Annotated in this window: 23 protein-coding genes; 1 reads left to right on the forward strand and 22 read right to left on the reverse strand. The window is 32.6% G+C overall.

The features are described 5' to 3' along the window. Positions 1-151 precede the first annotated feature (151 nt). The 22 genes from LQ673_RS04005 to LQ673_RS04110 form a co-directional block, all read right to left on the reverse strand. A complete protein-coding gene (locus tag LQ673_RS04005) occupies positions 152-334 on the reverse strand; it encodes a hypothetical protein (protein WP_191835559.1) in 183 nt (60 codons plus the stop codon). 157 nt (positions 335-491) lie between these two features. After that, positions 492-1736: a 2-oxoglutarate dehydrogenase complex dihydrolipoyllysine-residue succinyltransferase gene (gene odhB / locus LQ673_RS04010; protein WP_037590502.1), complete on the reverse strand. Its 1245-nt coding sequence runs from the start codon at positions 1734-1736 to the stop codon at positions 492-494. 13 nt (positions 1737-1749) lie between these two features. Beyond that, a complete protein-coding gene (locus tag LQ673_RS04015) occupies positions 1750-4536 on the reverse strand; it encodes a 2-oxoglutarate dehydrogenase E1 component (RefSeq protein ID WP_191835561.1) in 2787 nt (928 codons plus the stop codon). A 91-nt stretch (positions 4537-4627) separates the two neighbouring features. Further along, positions 4628-6004, reverse strand: coding sequence for a HAMP domain-containing sensor histidine kinase (locus LQ673_RS04020; RefSeq protein WP_191835562.1), 1377 nt, complete (start codon positions 6002-6004; stop codon positions 4628-4630). Next, complete coding sequence (locus LQ673_RS04025) at positions 6001-6675, reverse strand: response regulator transcription factor (protein WP_037590505.1); 675 nt, start codon at positions 6673-6675, stop codon at positions 6001-6003. The genes LQ673_RS04020 and LQ673_RS04025 overlap by 4 nt, the downstream gene beginning before the upstream one ends. Positions 6676-7439: 764 nt before the next feature. Next, entirely contained in the window at positions 7440-8048 is a 609-nt protein-coding gene (locus LQ673_RS04030) for a phosphatase PAP2 family protein (RefSeq protein WP_037590506.1), read from the reverse strand. 13 nt (positions 8049-8061) lie between these two features. Continuing rightward, positions 8062-9129 (reverse strand): undecaprenyldiphospho-muramoylpentapeptide beta-N-acetylglucosaminyltransferase, encoded by a 1068-nt coding sequence (locus LQ673_RS04035; protein ID WP_191835563.1) that lies wholly within the window; start codon positions 9127-9129, stop codon positions 8062-8064. Between the two features lie 2 nt (positions 9130-9131). Continuing rightward, positions 9132-9596: a GNAT family N-acetyltransferase gene (locus LQ673_RS04040; RefSeq protein WP_414797464.1), complete on the reverse strand. Its 465-nt coding sequence runs from the start codon at positions 9594-9596 to the stop codon at positions 9132-9134. A gap of 66 nt (positions 9597-9662) precedes the next feature. After that, on the reverse strand, positions 9663-11090 hold the full coding sequence (locus LQ673_RS04045; RefSeq protein WP_191835565.1) for a S41 family peptidase: 1428 nt from the start codon (positions 11088-11090) through the stop codon (positions 9663-9665). A gap of 408 nt (positions 11091-11498) precedes the next feature. Further along, positions 11499-11720 (reverse strand): YozE family protein, encoded by a 222-nt coding sequence (locus LQ673_RS04050; RefSeq protein ID WP_239704613.1) that lies wholly within the window; start codon positions 11718-11720, stop codon positions 11499-11501. Then, complete coding sequence (locus LQ673_RS04055; RefSeq protein WP_025906286.1) at positions 11721-12224, reverse strand: PTS sugar transporter subunit IIA; 504 nt, start codon at positions 12222-12224, stop codon at positions 11721-11723. Positions 12225-12238: 14 nt separating this feature from the next. Further along, positions 12239-12667, reverse strand: coding sequence for a peptide-methionine (R)-S-oxide reductase MsrB (gene msrB, locus LQ673_RS04060; protein ID WP_025906285.1), 429 nt, complete (start codon positions 12665-12667; stop codon positions 12239-12241). Between the two features lies 1 nt (position 12668). Next, positions 12669-13187, reverse strand: a complete 519-nt coding sequence (msrA, locus tag LQ673_RS04065) for a peptide-methionine (S)-S-oxide reductase MsrA (protein ID WP_191835566.1) — start codon at positions 13185-13187, stop codon at positions 12669-12671. 27 nt (positions 13188-13214) lie between these two features. Continuing rightward, complete coding sequence (locus LQ673_RS04070) at positions 13215-13781, reverse strand: DUF2140 family protein (protein WP_191835567.1); 567 nt, start codon at positions 13779-13781, stop codon at positions 13215-13217. After that, positions 13771-14613, reverse strand: coding sequence for a DegV family protein (locus LQ673_RS04075; protein WP_191835568.1), 843 nt, complete (start codon positions 14611-14613; stop codon positions 13771-13773). Before LQ673_RS04075 ends, LQ673_RS04070 begins: the two co-directional genes overlap by 11 nt. Further along, positions 14600-15349, reverse strand: coding sequence for a lysophospholipid acyltransferase family protein (locus tag LQ673_RS04080; RefSeq protein ID WP_037590515.1), 750 nt, complete (start codon positions 15347-15349; stop codon positions 14600-14602). Before LQ673_RS04080 ends, LQ673_RS04075 begins: the two co-directional genes overlap by 14 nt. Position 15350: 1 nt before the next feature. Continuing rightward, entirely contained in the window at positions 15351-15827 is a 477-nt protein-coding gene (locus LQ673_RS04085) for a dihydrofolate reductase (RefSeq protein ID WP_037590516.1), read from the reverse strand. Between the two features lie 15 nt (positions 15828-15842). After that, the gene (locus tag LQ673_RS04090) at positions 15843-16796 is read right to left on the reverse strand and encodes a thymidylate synthase (protein ID WP_107577807.1); all 954 of its coding nucleotides are present in this window, start codon (positions 16794-16796) and stop codon (positions 15843-15845) included. Between the two features lie 305 nt (positions 16797-17101). Then, positions 17102-17902, reverse strand: coding sequence for a class I SAM-dependent methyltransferase (locus tag LQ673_RS04095; RefSeq protein ID WP_191835570.1), 801 nt, complete (start codon positions 17900-17902; stop codon positions 17102-17104). After that, a complete protein-coding gene (locus tag LQ673_RS04100; RefSeq protein ID WP_191835571.1) occupies positions 17886-18323 on the reverse strand; it encodes a BrxA/BrxB family bacilliredoxin in 438 nt (145 codons plus the stop codon). Before LQ673_RS04100 ends, LQ673_RS04095 begins: the two co-directional genes overlap by 17 nt. Positions 18324-18326: 3 nt before the next feature. Next, positions 18327-19451: a virulence factor gene (locus tag LQ673_RS04105; RefSeq protein ID WP_191835572.1), complete on the reverse strand. Its 1125-nt coding sequence runs from the start codon at positions 19449-19451 to the stop codon at positions 18327-18329. Between the two features lie 10 nt (positions 19452-19461). Next, entirely contained in the window at positions 19462-19656 is a 195-nt protein-coding gene (locus LQ673_RS04110) for a zinc-finger domain-containing protein (protein ID WP_049318859.1), read from the reverse strand. Between the two features lie 151 nt (positions 19657-19807). Here LQ673_RS04110 and LQ673_RS04115 point away from each other — a divergent pair, with 151 nt between their 5' ends. After that, positions 19808-20497, forward strand: coding sequence for a queuosine precursor transporter (locus LQ673_RS04115; RefSeq protein ID WP_191835573.1), 690 nt, complete (start codon positions 19808-19810; stop codon positions 20495-20497). Positions 20498-20512: the final 15 nt, after the last annotated feature.

Raw genomic sequence — 20512 nt, forward strand, 5'->3', positions numbered from 1 at the left:
ATACTGCCCCATTATTAGCAGTTCTAGCTCAAAGTGTAAATACTGCCCGCGTTATTAGCAGTTCTGGCTAAAAGTGCAAATAACCTCAATCCATATTAACTTTTATATAATAAAAGCCACCAATCCCCCATGAAATTGGTGGCAAAATCCTTTATCTATTTTTCTTACTCAATCGTTCTTCCATTTGTTTAATTTTATCCTGATTGACTTTCAAGTTTGCTTTGATTTGTTCCATTTTCTTCTTTGCTCGTTCCCTGCTGCCCTCATCTTCTGCAGCACGTTTTTCATAGTAATACGCGTCTTCTTTCCAACGTTCATGTATCGATTTACCCATATTATCCCCCATTTAAAATTATTGTTTTAATTAAATACTTTCTTTATAGTAAGCCATTTTTAACTAAAAATAAAACCCCAACTCAGAATTGAGATGATTCATAAAACGAAAAAATACAACGACGATTTCCGTCGTTGTATTTTCCCTTAATCCGATATTAAGATTCCAATAATAAATCTTCTGGATTTTCAATTAAATCTTTAATTGTTTTTAAGAATCCTACTGCTTGTTTTCCATCAATAATTCTGTGGTCATAGCTTAACGCGATGTACATCATCGGTCTATTTTCCATACGATCTTTATCAATTGCAATTGGTCTTGTAACAATTGAGTGCATACCTAAAATAGCAGCTTGTGTACCATTGATAATTGGTGTAGACATTAATGAACCAAATACACCACCATTAGTTATAGTGAATGATCCACCCATCATGTCATCTAAGCCTAATTTTTTGTCTTTAGCTTTAACAGCTAAGTCTACGATATCTTGTTCGATTTCAGCGAAGTTTTTCTTGTCACAATCTTTAACGATTGGTACTACTAAACCTTCTTCTGTAGAAACGGCAATACCGATATCATAGAATTGTTTAAGTACTAAATCAGTACCATCAATTTCAGCATTTACATCAGGATATTTCTTCAATGCTGCTACTGCTGCTTTAGTGAAGAATGACATGAATCCTAAACGTGTACCGTTATGGTCTTCTTGGAATTTTTCTTTCTTACGTTTACGTAATTCCATTACGTTAGTCATATCAACTTCATTAAATGTTGTTAACATAGCTGTATTATTAGATACTTCTAATAATTTCTTAGCTATTGTTTGACGTCTACGTGATAATTTCTCACGAACAACAGGTTTAGAAGGATTGTCATTAGATTTAGCTTGTGCTGGTTGGCTTTTCTCAGCTGGTTTAGCTTGTGGTTGAGGTTTAGCTGCACTTTCAACGTCTTCTGGACGAATAACGTCGCCTGCTTGTGTCTTAACCTTGCTTAAGTCGATACCTTTTTCACGTGCTAAACGACGTGCTGATGGTGTTGCTTGAATTCTTTCATTTGAAGATGCTGTTTCTTCTTTAGTTTCTGTAGCTTCTGGTTTACCTGCATCTTCTTTAGATGGTTCTTCTTGCTTTTCAGGTTTAGCATCGTTTGAAGCTGGTTGTGCTTCTCCATCTGAAACAACTGCAATGACTGAACCTACTTCAACAGTATCGCCTTCTTCAGCTTTGATTTCAGTTAGAACACCTGCAACTTCTGAAATGACTTCAACATTTACTTTGTCAGTTTCAAGTTCGACGATATTTTCGCCTTTTTCAACTTGGTCACCAACTGATTTGAGCCATTCTGAAATTGTTCCTTCTGTAATTGATTCTGCTAATTCTGGTACTTTTACCTCTGACATGATTCTTTTCCCCCTAATTATGTTTTAAAGCTTCTTGGATTACTTTACTTTGTATAAGTTTGTATATTTCGCCGTCGCCTTCTGCAGTTGAAGAACGTACTTTACGACCGTGATATTCAAGCTCTACTTTGCGATCTTCTAGAATGTCTTGAAGTTTTAAGCTAACGAATGACCAAGCACCTTGGTTTTTCGCTTCTTCTTGAACCCAGCGAACTGTTTCTAGATTTCTGAATTCAGAAAGAACGTTCTTTATCTCTTCTTTAGGGAATGGATAAAGTTGTTCAAGTGCAATTAGACAAAGTTCATCGTTAGGATTTTTTTGTAATTCAGTTTTTAAGTCAATAAACATTTTTCCTGATGAAATAATAACTTTCTTAACTTTAGTCTTCTTATATGGTTCAACTAAAATTGGTTCAAATTGTCCTTTAGTGAATTCTTCAATTGGACGAGAAACAATTTTATTTCTTAATAAGCTTTTTGGTGACATTAAGACTAATGGTCTCATTTTATCTGTGTTAAGATATTTTGCATGTCTTCTTAATAAGTGATAATAGTTAGAAGCACTTGTTAAGTTAGCGATTGTCATGTTGTTTTCGCCAGCTAATTGTAAAAATCTTTCCAATCTTGCTGATGAATGTTCAGGACCTTGTCCTTCATTACTATGTGGTAAGAATAAAGCTAAACCACTCTTTTCTCCCCATTTAGCATTGCTGTTAGATAAGAAGTTATCGAATATCATTTGTGCCATATTTGCAAAGTCACCGTATTGCGCTTCCCAAATATTAAATGATTGTGGATGATCAACATTATAACCATATTCAAAACCAACTACTGCAGCTTCAGATAATGGTGAGTTATGAATATCGAATGATGCTTTACCATTCGGTACGTGATGTAATGGAATAAATAACTTACCATCTTTCTCATCATGTAACACAGCATGTCTATGCGCGAATGTTCCACGTTCTGAATCTTGTCCAGTTAATCGAATTGGTGTACCATTTTGTAAAATTGTCGCAAATGCAAGTTGTTCAGCATGTGCCCAGTCTACAAGACCGTCTTTTTCAAATGGTTCACGACGTCTATCTAATACTTTGTTTAACTTCTTGAAGACTGTGAAATCTTCTGGATAATCAAACATTGCATCATTGATCGCTTTTAATTCTTCATAAGTAGCGTTTGCTAACTCATAATCTTGTCCTTCACTGATGTTATCAGGTAAAGTCATTTCTGGATTATCCATTTCAGCATCTTTATCAATCTTGTCATGAGCAGCTCTTAGGCGTTTCGTTACATCTTCAAAAATTTCATTCATTTCAGCTTTTGTAATAATGCCTTCTTCGACAAGCTTTTTACCATAAATATGTTCAATAGATGGATGTTCTTTAATCGCTTTATACATCATTGGATTTGTAATAGATGGTTCGTCCATTTCGTTATGTCCATAACGTCTATAACCAACTAAATCGATGACGAAATCTTTATTGAATTTCTCTCTGAAGTCCATTGCCATTTCAATTGCTTTAACAGTAGCTTCAACATCATCTGCATTTACATGGATAATTGGTAAGTCATAACCTTTTGCAACATCAGTTGAGTATGTTGTTGAGCGTCCATCTTCTGCTTCAGTAGTGAAACCAATTCTGTTATTCGTAATAATGTGTAATGAACCACCAGTTGTGTAACCATCTAAGTTACTCAAGTTCATAGATTCAAAGTTAATACCTTGTCCAGGGAATGCAGCATCACCATGAATTAAGACTGCAAGTGATTTATTAACATCTTGACTTGGTCTTCCAGTATCAATTGTTGTATCTTGATTAGCTCTCGCTTTACCAAGAACGACTGGAGAAACGATTTCTAGGTGACTTGGGTTGTTTGCTAAAGTAATCGATTGTTCGATACCGTATTTACTTGTTGTCTTCGTACCACCTAAGTGATATTTAACATCGCCTGTCCAACCAGCTGTGATTTCTAAAGAACCATCTTTCGGTAAGAAAATAAGTGGGTTCTTATGCATAAATTCAGAAATCATCATTTCATATGGCTTTTCTAATACATGAGTTAAAACGTTTAATCTACCCCTATGCGCCATACCAATTTGGATGTTTGGTATATTTGCAGCATTCGTACGTTTTAAGACTCTTTGTAACATTGGTACTAAACTATCTACACCCTCGATTGAGAAGCGTTTAGCACCTACGAAATTCTTATGGATATATTTTTCAAAGCCTTCTACTTCAGCTAAACTTTTTAATAATTCGATTTTTTCTTCTTTAGAAATTTCAATTGTATGTGTTGATTCGATATATCTCTTCAACCATACGCGTTCTTCATTATTATTAATATGCGTGTACTCAAAAGCGATAGGACCTTGGTAACAAGAAGTCATATATTCTATTGCTTCATATGCATTGTTAAATTCTCCATCAAAGTGATCTGATACGATAACTGCTGGAAGTTTTTCCAAAGTTTCTTTTGAAAGTCCAAAGTCTTGATGTGTTAATTTTGGTACGTTTTTTCTTTCTGGACGGTACACTGGATAAATATCTGCAGTTAAATGTCCATACTGTCTGATATTATCAATTAAACGCATTACACGTTTTACACTTGAGTTGTCCACCCCAGTACTTGATTGTAGGCCAGCGCCTGTGTTGTTACTTGTTAATTCATCGAATAACACTTGCAAGTCTTCCGGTACTGACTCTGGATCATTAACGTAATTATCATACATTTCTAACATTAACCCTAAGTTAGTTCCAAATCTTACAGGTGCTTCGACATGATTATCATTCTTCATGTTCCACCCTCCAAGAAAATTATAAACCGTTTACATTTCCATTTTAGCACTTAACAGTATTGAGTTAAAGGCTAATTTGACAATATTGAACTTATTTGTTTATAAAAGATTCTTTGAATACAACTGATATTTTTGTGTACTCATTCACAACACTTTCAACTTTTACAATTCCATCATAAGAATTAACTAATTTCTTAGCAATTGAAAGGCCGAGTCCATTGCCGCCTTCTTTTCTAGAACGTGATTTATCAACTCTATAAAAGCGGTCAAATATGAATTCTAAGTCTTTTTGAGGTATGCCCACACCATGGTCAATAATATCAATTGTAATATTTCTATTTTTTAAATTCGTCACAATTTCAATGTTTTTATTTTTCTTATCATATTTCATAGCGTTATCAATAAAGATTAATAACATTTGTTCAAAATGAAATCGATTGATATTCATTCTAATAGCGTTGTAATTTGATTCGAAATTGAATGTATAATCTGGATGTAATTTCTTTAATGATTTAATTCTAGAATTTATTTCATAGTTGATATCGACAATATCAATCTCATCACCTGTACTAGATCGAGCGTCTTTTGATAATAATAGAAGTTCTTCGACGAGTTTCGTAATGCGTGTCATTTCTTCTATAGAAATATCTAGAGATTCTTCTAATACTTCTGGATTGTTTTTACCCCATCTTTGAATGAGGTTTAAATGCCCTTGTATAATTTGCAGCGGTGTTCTCAATTCATGTGAAGCATCTTCGACGAATTGTTTCTGTTGGTCGAAAGAACTTTCCAATTGTTCCATCATTCTATTAAATGTTTGGATCATATCGTCTGTTTCTTCATAGTTTGTGGGTACTTCAAGCTTTTCTTGGAAACCGTCTCTACGAATTTGTTTCATTTTATCGGATAATATCGTAATAGGTTTTGTGATTTGTGACGAGAATACATAACTGATTAATGCAATTAAGAACAATGCCGTTAATCCAAATACAGTTGCTAGTATAATCATAAATTTAATAATGGCATCATAATTTGCTAGTGGATGGACAACAGCTTCATAACCACTGAAATAACTTGTGTTTACAGGTGTATAAACGACAATATATGATTTATTATTTTGTTTCGTTTCATAAACTTTAAGTTGACTCACACGTTCAAATTTAGGCGTATAATCTAAATCATTATTATGTGTTTCTTCAAAAATTGGTTTACCAAATCTATCATATAGCACAAGCTTTTGATTATCCGTTATCGTCGCATTAATATCAGTTGAAGTAATTTGACCAAGTGTCTTCGTCTTCAATAAATTAATAGTGTCGTATGTACTTCTTGTTGCTGTGCTTGTTTCTTGGTCTTTTAAATATAAACTAATGAAATAAATGATAAACATACTGAACAAAGCAAATATAATAAACGTAATCGTCGTAGTGAGCATCATCCATTTAGTCTTTAATGATTGTTGTTTCATGATCTAATCACGTATCCCACTCCTCTAACAGTTTCGATAATATTCTCTTTCTTGAATGGTTTTAGTTTGTTACGTAAATAACGAATATATACGTCCACAACATTTGTCTCAACTTCTGACTCATAACCCCATACATGATTTAAAATCTGCTCTCTTTGTAAGACGAAATTTTGATTTTCAGCCAATAATAATAACAATTCGTATTCAGTCTTCGTTAAATCAACAGATTCACCATGGATAGATACAGAAAAAGCATTTTTATCAATTGTTAAATCATTAACAGTAATTGTGTGACTTACTGGTTCAACTGTTACATTTCTTCTAATAATAACGCGAATTCTCGCTAATAATTCTTCAATATCAAATGGTTTAACGATATAATCATCTGCGCCATAATCAAGACCAATAACTTTATCATATGTATCGCCCTTAGCCGTTATCATAATAATCGGCGTATCTTTCTCACGACGAACACGTCTACATACTTCAAGACCATTCATTTTTGGTAACATGAGATCTAATAATATACAATTGTAATCTTCAGCTAGAGCTTGGTTTAATCCACTCTCACCATCATTACATATTTCCACTTCATAGTCCTCATGCTTAAGTTCTAATTCTATAAATCTTGCTAAATTTTGTTCATCTTCTATGATGAGTATCTTTTTCATAGTGCCACCTCGTAATAAAATTATAAAAGTTTTCAATTTTTAATTGACAATGATTCTCAGTTAGTTATAATAGTAATTGAAAATGATTATCAATGAAAGAGTTCCCCCTCTAGTAAAAGATAACATTTTCGAGTTTAACATGTTCATTATATATGAGCATTACTATTTTATCATTTAAAATAGTAAAAAATTTAAATAACTAATTGACATTCATTCTCAATTGGTTATAATAGTAATTGAAAATGATTATCAATCAAATAAAAGAGTTCCCCCTCTAAGTATGGATTGAACATTTTCTATAACCCCCTTTTATGCCCATAAAAGTAAAACAGCCGCAGTGATTCTGTCCAAATCACTGTGGCTGTTTTTTGTTTGGATTTAATAGAGGATAGGAGCGTTATTTGCAGTTCGTGTGAGAACTGCTCATAACGGTATCAGTATTAGCACTTTTGGCGAGAACTGCAAATAACGGTATCAGTATTAGCACTTTTGGCCAGAACTGCAAATAACGGTACCAGTATTAGCACTTTTGGTAAGAACTGCAAATAACGCGGTTCTTATGAACACTTCTGGCCAAACTTGTTCGTAACGAGTGCCTTATGAACACTTTCGGCCAAACTTGTTCATAACGGGTGTCTTATGAACACTTCTGGACAAACTTGTTCGTAACGACGCTACTATATTCACCTCGCCCGAAATAACATCCGCACATCCCCTATTTAATCCAAAAAAAGTATGGAACAGCTCACCTGTTCCATACTCATCTATAATTTCTTTCGTAACATACTTTGAGTTAGCATTATGCAAATGACGCCACCGATTATACCAGCAATGATATCAGTTGGATAATGTACGCCTAAATATACGCGTGATGATGATATCATTGCGATACAAATGACACATAACCCCATCAAATAAGGTCGAATAGATTTGTTCGCCACTCTAAATATAATGAATATTAGTGATCCGAAAAATGCCGTGGATCCCATTGCATGTCCGCTTGGAAAACTAAATCCAGATATATCTATCAGTCTAAGTAAAGTTGGTCTTTCTCTGTCGAATATATTTTTAAGAAGTGGATTTAATGTACCTGATAAAATCATCGTAACTGCAAAAAATAATGTTTCAATGTTATATTTTTTAAGTTTTAAGTAACAAATCACAATGAGTGATAAGGCAATCATTGCCCAAACTTCTCCTAGTTTTGTGAAACCAAGCATTATAGAAGTCGTTATAAAGCTTTCAGTTGAATATATAAAGTTATAAACTTCATTATCAATCCATTTACCGAGTCTTGATTCATGGAAAAATGCAATGACTCCAAATATCAAACTAAATATTAGTATGAGTAAAGTACGGTTTGCTTGGCTCATTCGATTGCCCCCTTTACTTTATGTCTGATTCGATTTTGTTAAATAGTGTTTCTTTAGTATAACTTTCTTTGAAATGTGACATTTTGTCAATAATAGCTTCACGTTCGTTTTCTAATTTATCAAGTTGACTGATCAGATTAGATTGGTCGACATCTTTTTCTTGTAATACTTTAGCATATCCATTTTTCTCGAAAATTTTAGCGTTATCAATTTGGTCTCCTCTAGATTGATCTAAACCAAGTGGGATTAATAACATAGGTAATTTCAATGTCGCAAATTCATATATAGCGTTAGCCCCTGCTCTACTGATGACAGTGTCTGTAATCGCATAGAAGTGCATTAATTCATTTGAAACAAACTCATATTGGACATAGTTGTCGTTTTTAATACTATGATCTACATGACCTTTACCAGTTAAATGAATAATTTGATATTTCTTTGTTAAATAGTCTAAGTTATCTCTAATCGCTTTATTTAAAGCTTTAGAACCTAAGCTACCACCCATTACGAGTAATACAGGTAATTGATCATTAAAGCCCGTTAATTGATAACCTTCTTCTTTAGAGCCATCTCTTAAATCTTCTCTAATAATCGCACCAATATAATCTGATTTTTCTTTAGGTACATATTTTAAAGTTTCTTCAAAAGTTGTATACATTTTATTAGCAAATTTCATTGATATTTTATTTGCTAAACCAGGTGTAACATCTGATTCATGTACAATTGATGGAATTTTTAATGATTTGGCAGCGATAATAACTGGAACACTGACAAATCCACCTTTAGAAAAGACTAAATCTGGTTTTTCTTTTTTTAATACTTTTCTAGCGTCTAATACACCTTTTAATACTTTAAAGACATCTTTTAAATTCTCAAAAGATAAATATCGACGTAACTTACCACTTGATATCGGAATATATTTCGTATCTTTGGCAGAGTCAGTAATCATTTCTTTTTCTATACCGTTTTTAGATCCAATATATATTGTTTCGATATCACGTTTTTGTGCTTCAGGAATCAGTGCTAAATTTACTGCAACATGTCCTATCGTACCGCCACCGGTAAATGCTATCTTCTTCATGTTTATTTCTCCTCGTTCTCTATCAATTTATAATATGCATAAAATGGTGCGTTCTTATCAAATGGAAACTCATCTGTTTCATATTCACCTATTTTAATAAAATCAAATTTTTCAAAAAGTCTTTGTGCACGTTTATTGAGTGAAAATGTATCCGTTATGATAATAGGCGTGCCTGCTTCAGTAGCAATATCAATAGCAAATTGCATCATCTTCATTGCGATACCTTTATATTCAGGATTTGTAGCCATTCTATGAATGACATATGCGCCGTTAGTATTAGCTGGCCAGTCGAATTGTTTATACCATTCAGCTTGTACTTGATTGACACATATATAACCTGCAATGTCATTGTTTTCTTCATATAGATATAAGTCTCCGTTATCTATATCTTCGTAGAAATGCTTCTCTAAAGGATAACGATGATCCCATTGAGGATTCTGGTCGTTCTCCATAATCGATTTAGCCATTTCTGTTAATTGATTAATATGTTGAATATCTGATCTTGTTGCTTTTCTCAAACTAGTTTCCCCCATTTACTTATGCATATATTGTATTGCTTCATCAAGTTGTTTATCTTCACTGCGGATTTTCTTGCGTAAAAGTTCAATAAATTTCTTAGTTGTATCATCTGTGAAAATACCATTTGCTGTTAAATCATGGTCACTTTGGAATGATTTAACTTGTGATGTCAGTTGGGCATCAAATTTGTCATTTTCATTGTTAATATTATACCCTAAAGCGTTCAAACCAATCTTAATTGATTTAATTTCTTTAGATTGATCGCCTTCTTGGTAAGTTTTACTTGGATCGATTATTTCAATTTCTTCATATTTAGGTGCTTTAATGGTTTTATCTGGTTGAATACCTTTTTTATGAATATAAGATTTATTAGGTGTTAACCATCTCATGTTTGTATATTTTAAAATACTAGAATCGCTAAATTCTTTATGAACTTGACCGATACCTTTACCAAAAGTCGTTGTTCCTAGTACGTCTGCAATTTTATAATCTTGTAAAGCACCAGCGAATATTTCGGCAGCACTTGCAGAACCTTTATTAACGAGTACCGTATAGTCCATATCGTCAATACCAGACATTTTGTCGTTTTCAGTTTCAACTGCTTGTGGCTTATCACCTTTCGTTTCTAGATATATAACAGGTTTATTTTTATCAACAAACAAGTTAACGCTTGTCACAACTTCATCTAATAGGCCACCTGGATTGTTTCTTAAATCTAAAACGACATGTTTCACTTTGTCTTTTTTAGCTTGTTTCAATGCAGATTGTAATTCTTTTGTTGTTTTATTTTGGAACTTAGAAATTGCAATGACGCCAGTGTCATTTTTCTTCGTATAATCGACACTTGTAAGATGGATTTTGTCACGTTTAATTTTCACATCGAAAGGTTCTTTACCTTCTCGTTTAATTGTTAACGTAACAGTAGTACCTTTTTTACCTCTTACTTTTTTGACGATTTCATTTAAAGATTTATTTTTAATCGATTCATCGTCAACTTTCGTAATAACGTCTAAAGATTTCACGCCAGCTTTTTCAGCAGGAGAATCTTTCATAGGACTCGTAATTCTAACGTAGCCATCGTGCATTTCCATTTCTGCACCAATTCCAACAAAATCACCAGAAATTTCTTCGTTATAGCTTGTTGTATCTTTAGCGGATATGTATTCACTATAAGGGTCATCTAAAGATTTGATCATACCATCAATAGCGCCTTGCGTTAATTTGTCGTCATCAACATCTTTGTAATAGTCGTTATTAATTTGTTTATAAGCCTCTTCAATTTTGTTAAGTTCTTTTTGTTGGTCATTGCCAAAGTATAAACCGAATTTATACGAAGCAAACGATACAACAGCCGTTAATAAGACCGTAACAAATAATATAATGAATAACTTATATAAAGGAAGCGTTATTTGCCGACTTTGTTTCTTTTTAAAAGGTTTCATTTACTCACAACTTTCTTGTCAAATATAATTTATTTTAACAGTTAAATCATATAAATAAAAACACTTTGGTGTGGGAAACAGCAAAGTGAACGAATTAATAAGGAAAAATGTTCATATCGTGAGTGTAACGGGTTCTGTTAGGGACAGAATTCTGAGAAATGTCCGTAAGAGAGCGCCCTTCTAATTACCAGAATTCGAAATTATGGAAGTTAGCCGATTCTAATTACCATTATTCGAAATAATGGAAGTTAGCGCGTTCTAACAACCACAATTCAGAATAATGGAAGTTAGCGGTCTCTAATTACCACAATTCGAAATTGTGGTAATTAGCTCCCATCATTACCAAATCCACTAACGAAAAAACACCTCATTTCCGCTTGAAAATGAGGTGTTTTGTTTTACCTTATCTTAGAATTTCAACCACTCTTCGTAAGATTCGAATAAGTCATCGAAGACGCTCATTGGTTGTGTGAACATGGCTTCTGTTTCTAAGTAATCTGAAAGTGTGTGGTAATCGTTTGTGAATTTAGGGAATGATAAGTCTTGGAAGATTATATCTGCCAACTTACCTACTTCGCTTTTTTCACTTCGCTTTGTTAGTGCGTATTGATAGAAAGAATATTGTTTCATTTATTTCATTTTCACATCAATAGCCTTAGTTTCACCTTTAACTAGACTTTCTAATTTTTCGATATTAATTTCTTCAGCGTCATCTGTGTTTGTAATAATTACAGGGCTGATTACTGATTTTACTTTTGATTCGATTGTTTCGATGTCGAATTTTAATAACTCATCGCCTTGTTTAACTGTATCACCAGTGTTAACAAGTGCTTCAAAGCCTTCTCCACCTAATTGAACAGTTTCTAAACCTACGTGTACCAATACTTCTAATCCGTTAGCTGCTTTAATACCTACAGCGTGATTTGAAGGTTTGAATACATTCACAACTTCTCCATCAAATGGTGCAACTACTACACCTTCTGTTGGTTTAATACCGAATCCTTCACCCATCATTTTTTGAGCAAATACTGGATCTGGAATATCTTCAATTGCTACATATTCACCTGAAATTGGTGCAAATACTTCAACATTTGTATCTTTTGATTTGTTACCGCCAAATAATTTTTTAAACATTACAATCGACTCCTCTAATTTTTAAAATGATTTACTAATTCTCCATACCCTAAATCTTCTAATTTATCATATGGAATAAATTGTACAGCAGCTGAATTAATACAATATCTTAAGCCACCAGATTCTTTAGGACCGTCATTAAAGACATGACCTAAATGACTATCTGAATCTTCAGAGCGTACTTCAGTTCTAATCATACCATGTGTTTTATCAACAAGTTCGATGATTTCTTCATCATCTAATGCTTTTGAAAAACTTGGCCAACCACAATCAGATTCAAATTTTTCTTCTGAAGTGAATAATGGTTTACCAGATAATTTATCTACATAAATACCTTTTTCAAAGTGATTCCAATATTCATTTTGAAAAGGTGGTTCTGTACCATTTTGTTGTGTTACGAGATATTCCATTTCATTTAATTCATCTTTACTTTTTTTAAGCATTTTAACGCCCCCAATACTTTTCTATAAATGCTTTACGTCCAGAACCTTGTTGATACCCTTGATAATGTGCGGGATTCTTCAAGTAATAATCTTGATGATATTCTTCCGCAGGGTAAAAGTTCTTGTACGGTTTAACTGGCGTAATGACTGGTTTATCAAAAATATTTTGTTCATTTAATTGATTGATTTTGTTATGCGCTATTTTTTCTTGTTCTTTGTCGTGATAGAAAATTACAGGTTCATAACTTTCGCCTCTATCAAAGAACTGACCTTTGTTATCTGTTGGATCAAAAGTCTTAAAGTATATATCTAAAATAGCTTCAAAGTCTGTTTCATCTTCATTGTATTCAATTTGAACAGCTTCAACATGACCAGTTTGATTTGTACAAACTTCTTCATAAGTTGGATTTTCAACATGACCACCACTATATCCGGAAGTCACTTCAATAATACCAGGGAATTCATTGAAAGGTTTAACTAAACACCAAAAACATCCCCCAGCTAACGTTGCATATGCCATAGTTGTACCTCCTTTAATGATGTTAAGTTACTTTAACTTAATATCAAAGTACCATTTTTTGTCTGAAATATCTAATGTTTGAATTTGTATAGACTCAACATTATCAATCTCCAACTGATTTAAAGATAAATTGAATGATTCATCTTTAGGATTTACATGAATATATGGTGGAAGTTCACTATATTTTTTGATTTGAGATAGAATAAATGGATTTGAAATATTTAATTTACCAATATCTATCGATTGTATTTTGAAATAGATTGTATCGTTATTTAACTTTTTAGGTTTCGTTTGAAGTGTTATATCAATATCTTTGCCTAAAATTTTAGTACGAGTATCAAATGACAATGATTTCTTAGTGATGCGTGATTGAATATTATAATCTTTCATAGAAGCATTCATTAACGATTCTAATTGTGCATTATCAAAAGAAATTGTGAAATCTTTCTTGGTTTGTTCTGTATTTATGGTTGGATGGTTTGTATCATCTGAAATTTGAGACCATACATAAGCTAGAGCACCAAGTATTAGAATAATTAATATAATAAAAGCATAAAACCAAGCTCTATGATTCATCCAATGTTTATTTTCCATAGAAGAACACGCCAATAGCACCTTCACCAGTATGTGTTGAAACGACTGGTGTCGTTACTGCAGTATCAAACAAGTGGAAATTTTTCTTCTCTTTAATTGTATTCATCAATTTCGTCATCAATTGTTCTGCATTCGCATCTGCAATACCAATTTTAATAAGTTCTTTCTTCTCTAAGAAGACATCTAATTCTTTCATTAAATATTTAACGATAGCATTTTGCGTTCTTGCGTTATGCATCATTTCGATTTTTCCGTTAATCAATTCGCCAATTGGTTTAATATTCATCAATGAACCGAGTAAGCCTTTCGCTTTACCGATTCTACCACCTTTAATTAAGTTGTCGATATTACCAATGACCACAAATAGTCTTAAATTATTTTTAATCACTTCAATTTCTTCAACGATTTCTTCAACAGTCTTACCTGCGTTGATCATCTTCACGACTTCTTCAATTTGGAACCCGTAAGCTAATGAAATGAATTGACTATCCACAACTGTAACTTTAGTTTCTGTCATTTGTGCTGCTTGTTGAGCTGCACTAAATGTACCAGATAACTCAGAAGTCATATGAATACTAATAATTTCAGAACCATCTGCTCCTAATGCGTCATATGTTTCAACAATTTTACCAATTGGTGGCTGACTTGTTTTAGGTAGTTCTTTAGCATCTTTCATTTTTTCTAGAAATTCTGTTGAGCTAATATCCTCTTGGTCTACGTACGTTACACCATCGATTAGTATATTTAGGGGTACGACAGTAATGTTATTTTCTTCTAAAAAGTCTGCTGATAAATCTGTCGTCGAATCAACAACTATTTTAATTTTTGACATAATGATTCTCCTTTAATGATTGAACAGTATTACTAATTTTTCCTTGTACAAATTGACTTACTTCTTGCATGGTCTTATCTTCAAAAATAGAAGGCTCAATTGGGTCTAGAATGTGTACATAAACATCACCAGGAACCATTTTTTTAGAATCTTGAGCTTCCATGATTTTAGATGTCCCATAAATCGCAATAGGTACAATTTTAACTTTAGCTGATTTAGCTAATTTAAAAGAACCTGCTTTAAATTCTTGCATTTCTCCGCCTTTACTTCTACTACCTTCAGGAAAAATTAATAAAGAATGTTGTTCTTTTAATTTGTTAATACCATCTTTTATCATTTGTAAACTTGCGCGTCTATTTGAACGATCTAAATATATACAATTCATTTCTTCCATCCATGGACTTAAAAACGGAATTTTTTGAACTTCAGTCTTTGAAATAAATCCAAATGGTTGTGGTAAATGATTAATTAATACTGGAATATCAAAATTACCTTCATGATTTGAAATGTATAATACAGGCTCATCAAATGATTCTGTATTGCCAGACAAGTGTGTTGTAACACCAGCTGAATCTAGAATGCGTGAAGCCCATCTTTTTGCATATAAAAAGATCATTTCATCTTGTTTACGGACATCATTAATCAATGTCTTCTTATGCTTAACTTTGTTTAATTGTGAAGACACAAGTGCTGCATAACCTATAATATAACCGATTGTTTTCGTCGTTCTTAACATACTATTTTTTCCTTTCCAAATGCATATAAGTGTGTGGTAAAGTGTTTTTTTCATCGAGTTCGCCAGATTCAGATGAAAGAACCGTCCAATCTTTGAAGTCGTATGGAGGGAAAAAGGCATCACCTTGAAACTTATCTTCTATTACTGTTACATACATATCGTCAACGCGGTCCATCATTTGTTCATATAGACCTTGTCCGCCAAAGATAAAGATATGTCCATCAAGTTGATCGATTTCATCTAAAGAATGAATCACATCGACACCTTCATGTTCAAAAGATGGATTTGTCGTTAATACAACATTACGTCTATTCGGTAATGGCTTACCTAAAGAATCAAATGTTTTTCTTCCCATCACGATCGTATTTCCAGTCGTCAATGCTTTAACTCTTTTTAAGTCATTTGGTAAATGCCATGGCATCTTGTTGTCTAAGCCAATTACGCGATTTTGATCATGACAAACTATAATTGATTTCATTTAAATTACTCCTTTTTAAACTGCAATAGGTGCTTTAATACTTGGATGTGATTCATAACCGTCAATTTCTAAATCTTCGTATTCAATATCAAACAATGATTTATCTGTGTTGATATTAAGTTTAGGTGCATCGTAAGAATCTCTTGAAAGTTGTTCATTTATTGCGTCTATATGATTTTTATAAATATGCGCGTCACCAAACGTATGGACAAACTCGCCTACTTCTAATCCACATTCTTTCGCAATTAAATGTGTTAATAAACTATAACTTGCAATATTAAAAGGCACACCTAAGAAAATATCTGCACTTCGTTGATATAATTGACAGCTTAATTTTCCGTCTTTTACATAAAATTGGAATAATGTATGACATGGTGGTAATGCCATCGTATCTATTTCGGTTGGATTCCAAGCAGAAATAATATGGCGTCTTGAATTAGGATTTTGTTTAATATTTTCAATTAAAGTCTTAAGTTGGTCAAATCGTTTACCATCTTGATCTTTCCAATCTCTCCATTGTTTACCGTAAACATTGCCTAAGTCACCGTATTTTATCATAAAATCATCATCATTCAGAATCTTATCTTTGAATATCGCAAGTTGTGCTTTATATTGTTCATTAAATTCATCATCTACTAAAGAACGACGACCAAAGTCTGTCATATCAGGACCATCATAGTCATTGCTTTCAATCCATTTCTTGAAAGCCCACTCGTTCCAAATGTTATTCTTATATTGTAATAAATATCTTATATTTGTATCGCCTTTAATAAACCATAAAAGCTCAGTTGCAATTAATTTAAAAGAAACCTTTTTAGTTGTTAATAACGGAAAACCTTCAGATAAATCAAATCTCATTTGGTGACCAAATATAGAAATCGTACCCGTACCCGTTCTATCGTCCTTATTCTCGCCTTCTTCTAATACCCTTTTACATAAATCGTGATACGCTTTATCAAAGTTATTCATTTGAGCACCTCTTTTTCATATTCTCCTGTTACTATATTAACGAAAATAACGGTAATTTACTACTGATATAATATAGAAAATTTCCAGATTATTAGGTATAATGGATATAAATTAACAAAGTGCTAACAAAACGAAGGAGGCTATTTCAATGAATGAAATTTTTGCTACTTTAGGGTTCTTCTTATTATTATGCTATATGATTAGTATGTGCATTACAGAATAGTATCAATAAGGGGTAATATACAAAAACTGGGACAATCTTTTGTCCCAGTTTTTGTATTATCAAATGATTAAGTGTTACACCATCACTCAAATTTATAATTTTGATTTATTCTCAATCCATAATGTGTTTTAGTGCTTTTCCTTATACATTGTATTGTATTAAACTTTTTGAAAATCTCGCTTTTATAATGTGCTTTTACGATTAAATATTCGAAATGAGATACACTTTTGATTTCTGAAGGTATTTCAATATTACGTGAAAGTTCCCCCATTCTATCGTCTTCATCAAGTGTCTCTTCAAACATATGATCTAAATATAAGATGTCGACCAATTCTGGATATTGTTCGACCCAATTGTGATAATCATCATTTATATAATGGATGCGTCTTAATTCATCTTCTGTTAAATAGCGTTTCATGCCTTCAGAAATAACATAATGGATAAGTGGATTTTGTTCTATTGCATATACATGTGCTTGTTGATAATGCTTTAATATTAAATACGTATCTCGCCCAAAGCCCATCGTGCCATCTATAAAATTAAATTTTGTAAAATCTGTTGTTATTTCATCTAACATTTCAATTAGTACAGGCATCTTACGTTGTTTCATCATATGTAATTTAACTTTAACTGTATCTAAATGAAAATATATCGGTGTATCTGGTGTGAAATAAAGTTTAGGTCCACTGCTTTCAAATACAATTAATGGTGTCGTATCTCGTTGAAACAATTGATTAATCGTTAATTTTCTTCGCTTAATAATTTGAACATTCTGAATGGATGCTAATTTAGATAACACAGAAAATGCATCTTCTACTTGTTTGTAGAGAGATGCATTTGTCTTAACGGCAGTTGTGATACGAATATTAGTCACAGTATTCATCAAAAGCGTCTTTAATATCCAAACAGATTTCTTGGATATCTCTTCCTTCAATATGTTCACGTGGCATAAAGTATTTAAGCTCATTACCTTTAAATAATGCCATTGATGGACTTGATGGTACTTGTGCGATATATTCTCTCATTGTTTCAGTTGCTTCTTTATCTTGTCCAGCAAATACTGTAGCGATTCTAGAAGGTTTTTTATCATTTTGTTGGGCTACTGTAACAGCTGCAGGACGTGCTAAACCAGCTGCACATCCACATACAGAGTTTACAACGATAAATGTTGTTTCATTCGGTTGTGCGTTCTCCATATATTCTTTAACTGATTCTGCTGATTCTAAACTTTCAAAGCCTTGTTCTGTTAATTCACTTCTCATTGGTTGAGCAAGTTCTTTCATGTATTGTTCATATGCATTCATCTTTTATCCCTCTTTCTTTCTATTAGCCATTTGTTTCCAAACAGAACCTAATGCTTCTTCACCATTTTCGATTCTTTCAATCGCCATTTGTACTTGCAATTTAACATCGAATGCTGGATCGTCTTGTCTTTTCTTCAATGCTTCTAAAGCAGTTTCATCGCCTTCATCAAATATAAACATAGCTGCACGCCATCTTACAATTTTTTGAGGGTCTTCTAATGCTTCTATCATCACTGGTAATGCTTCTTTAAATCCTAAATCACTTAAACAGTCACCAGCTGTTCTTCTAACAGAAACAACTTTATCTTTCATACCTTTATATAAGTAAGGTAATGTTTCTTTTGATTCAATCATACCTAATAGCACGATTGCCATTCTGCGTACTTGTGGCTTTTCATCATTTAACGCGACATCTAATAATGGATAATCGTCTTCTGTTGGTGTTGGAAAGTCATTTAACATTCTTAATTTTACTTTCCAATCATCTTCTTGTTCAAACGTTTCTTTATCAACGTGTACAAATTGCTTTTCAGGAATGGTAATGTCACTTGTTAAAGCTTCTTCAACTAAAGCCTCTAATTTCTCTTTAGGGTACAAAGCTAATATTTCTTCTTGAACGGTTGCTAATACTTCCTCTACTTCGCCGTAACGTACACCTAAATCTTCCCATTTTCTTAAAAAGACAACGTTATCTGAGTCTTTCGTTGCTTTTAGCATACTATCAATATAAATTTCAGGAAGTTGTTTACGTTTCTCTTCATCTTGTGTTGTTAATTTAATTTGATAAGGTATACCTTTAAACTTTAAGACTTCAGCTTTTACTTCACCGAAATGTTCATTTACTTGATTTTCAGCAAAGTCCCCTTCTTGATCTGAACCTGAGATGGCTGCTGTAACGTCTTTAAGTAAAGTATCCCAGTTTTCTTTTGGACGTTTATCTACAGCGATAAAGTCCATAACATGGAATACAGATTTAATACCATCTAATTGAAGAATACGGTTAATGAATTCTGGATTATGATCATTCACTTCAGTATAAGTATTTGAAGACCTATCTTCTTTCTTAAATGATAAAACGATTTTCATCGTATTTGGGCTTGGTGTCGGTTCAACTCTAACAATTTCCATAATATCCTCCTTATTGCAACTTGTTACCTAATTGTTTAATGCGTATACCGATAGAACATTCCGATATACAATACTGATGTGCTTGGTGTTTACCCTTTGTTTCTCTATAGTGTGTCTTTAATAAACACCCTTTACAGTATGTTTCCATCAATTGATCTATTTGTTTAATTGCTTGTTTCTCTTCTTGAGCTAAAATGAGTGTCACTCCCTTACTAGACCGTTATTATAACATTCATCATACAAATTGTTTACGATAAAGCTTATTGATTTTTATAACTTTGAGCCGTATAATAGATAAGTTCGATTATCGCGGTTTCTAAACACCCGCTATATCAAAATTTAGGAGGAACAAAGTTATGTATAATGAATTAATAGGTATTGGAACTTTCTTCGTTACGTTTATATTGATGCTCGTTCTATACCGATTTTTTGGAAAAACTGGCCTGTTCGTTTGGGTTGCTATAGGTACTATTATAGCAAATATACAGGTTATTAAAACAGTAGAACTCTTTTCAGTTAGTGCAACACTTGGAAATGTTATGTTCGCATCAATTTATCTTGCAACAGATATATTAAACGATATCTATGGTAGAAAACAAGCACGAAAAGCAGTTTGGCTTGGATTTTCTTCAGTAATCGTCATGGTTATATTATTACAGTGCTCTCTAGCGTTTATTCCTGCACAGGAAGATATCTCTCAAGAAGCACTTGAAACAATCTTTAATATTGTACCAAGAATTGCACTTGGATCCATCATTGCATATATTATTGGTCAACATTTAGATGTATTACTATTCACATTAATCAAGAAGAAATTCTCTTCAGATAGAACATTCTATATAAGAGCATACGGAAGTACAGTAATCAGTTCAATTGTTGATACTGCAATATTTGTATTGATTGCGTTCTATGGTAACTTACCGAACAATGTTGTATTTGAAATATTCTTTACGACATACTTCTTAAAGCTCATCACAACATTATCTAACGTACCGTTTGGTTACATTGCTAAATCAATGTATAGAAATGGTAAGATTAGCGAATAATTTCATACTAATCTA

Origin of the sequence: Mammaliicoccus sp. O-M54 (genome assembly GCF_022386035.1) — a bacterium.
In the GTDB taxonomy this organism is placed as follows: domain Bacteria; phylum Bacillota; class Bacilli; order Staphylococcales; family Staphylococcaceae; genus Mammaliicoccus; species Mammaliicoccus sciuri_A.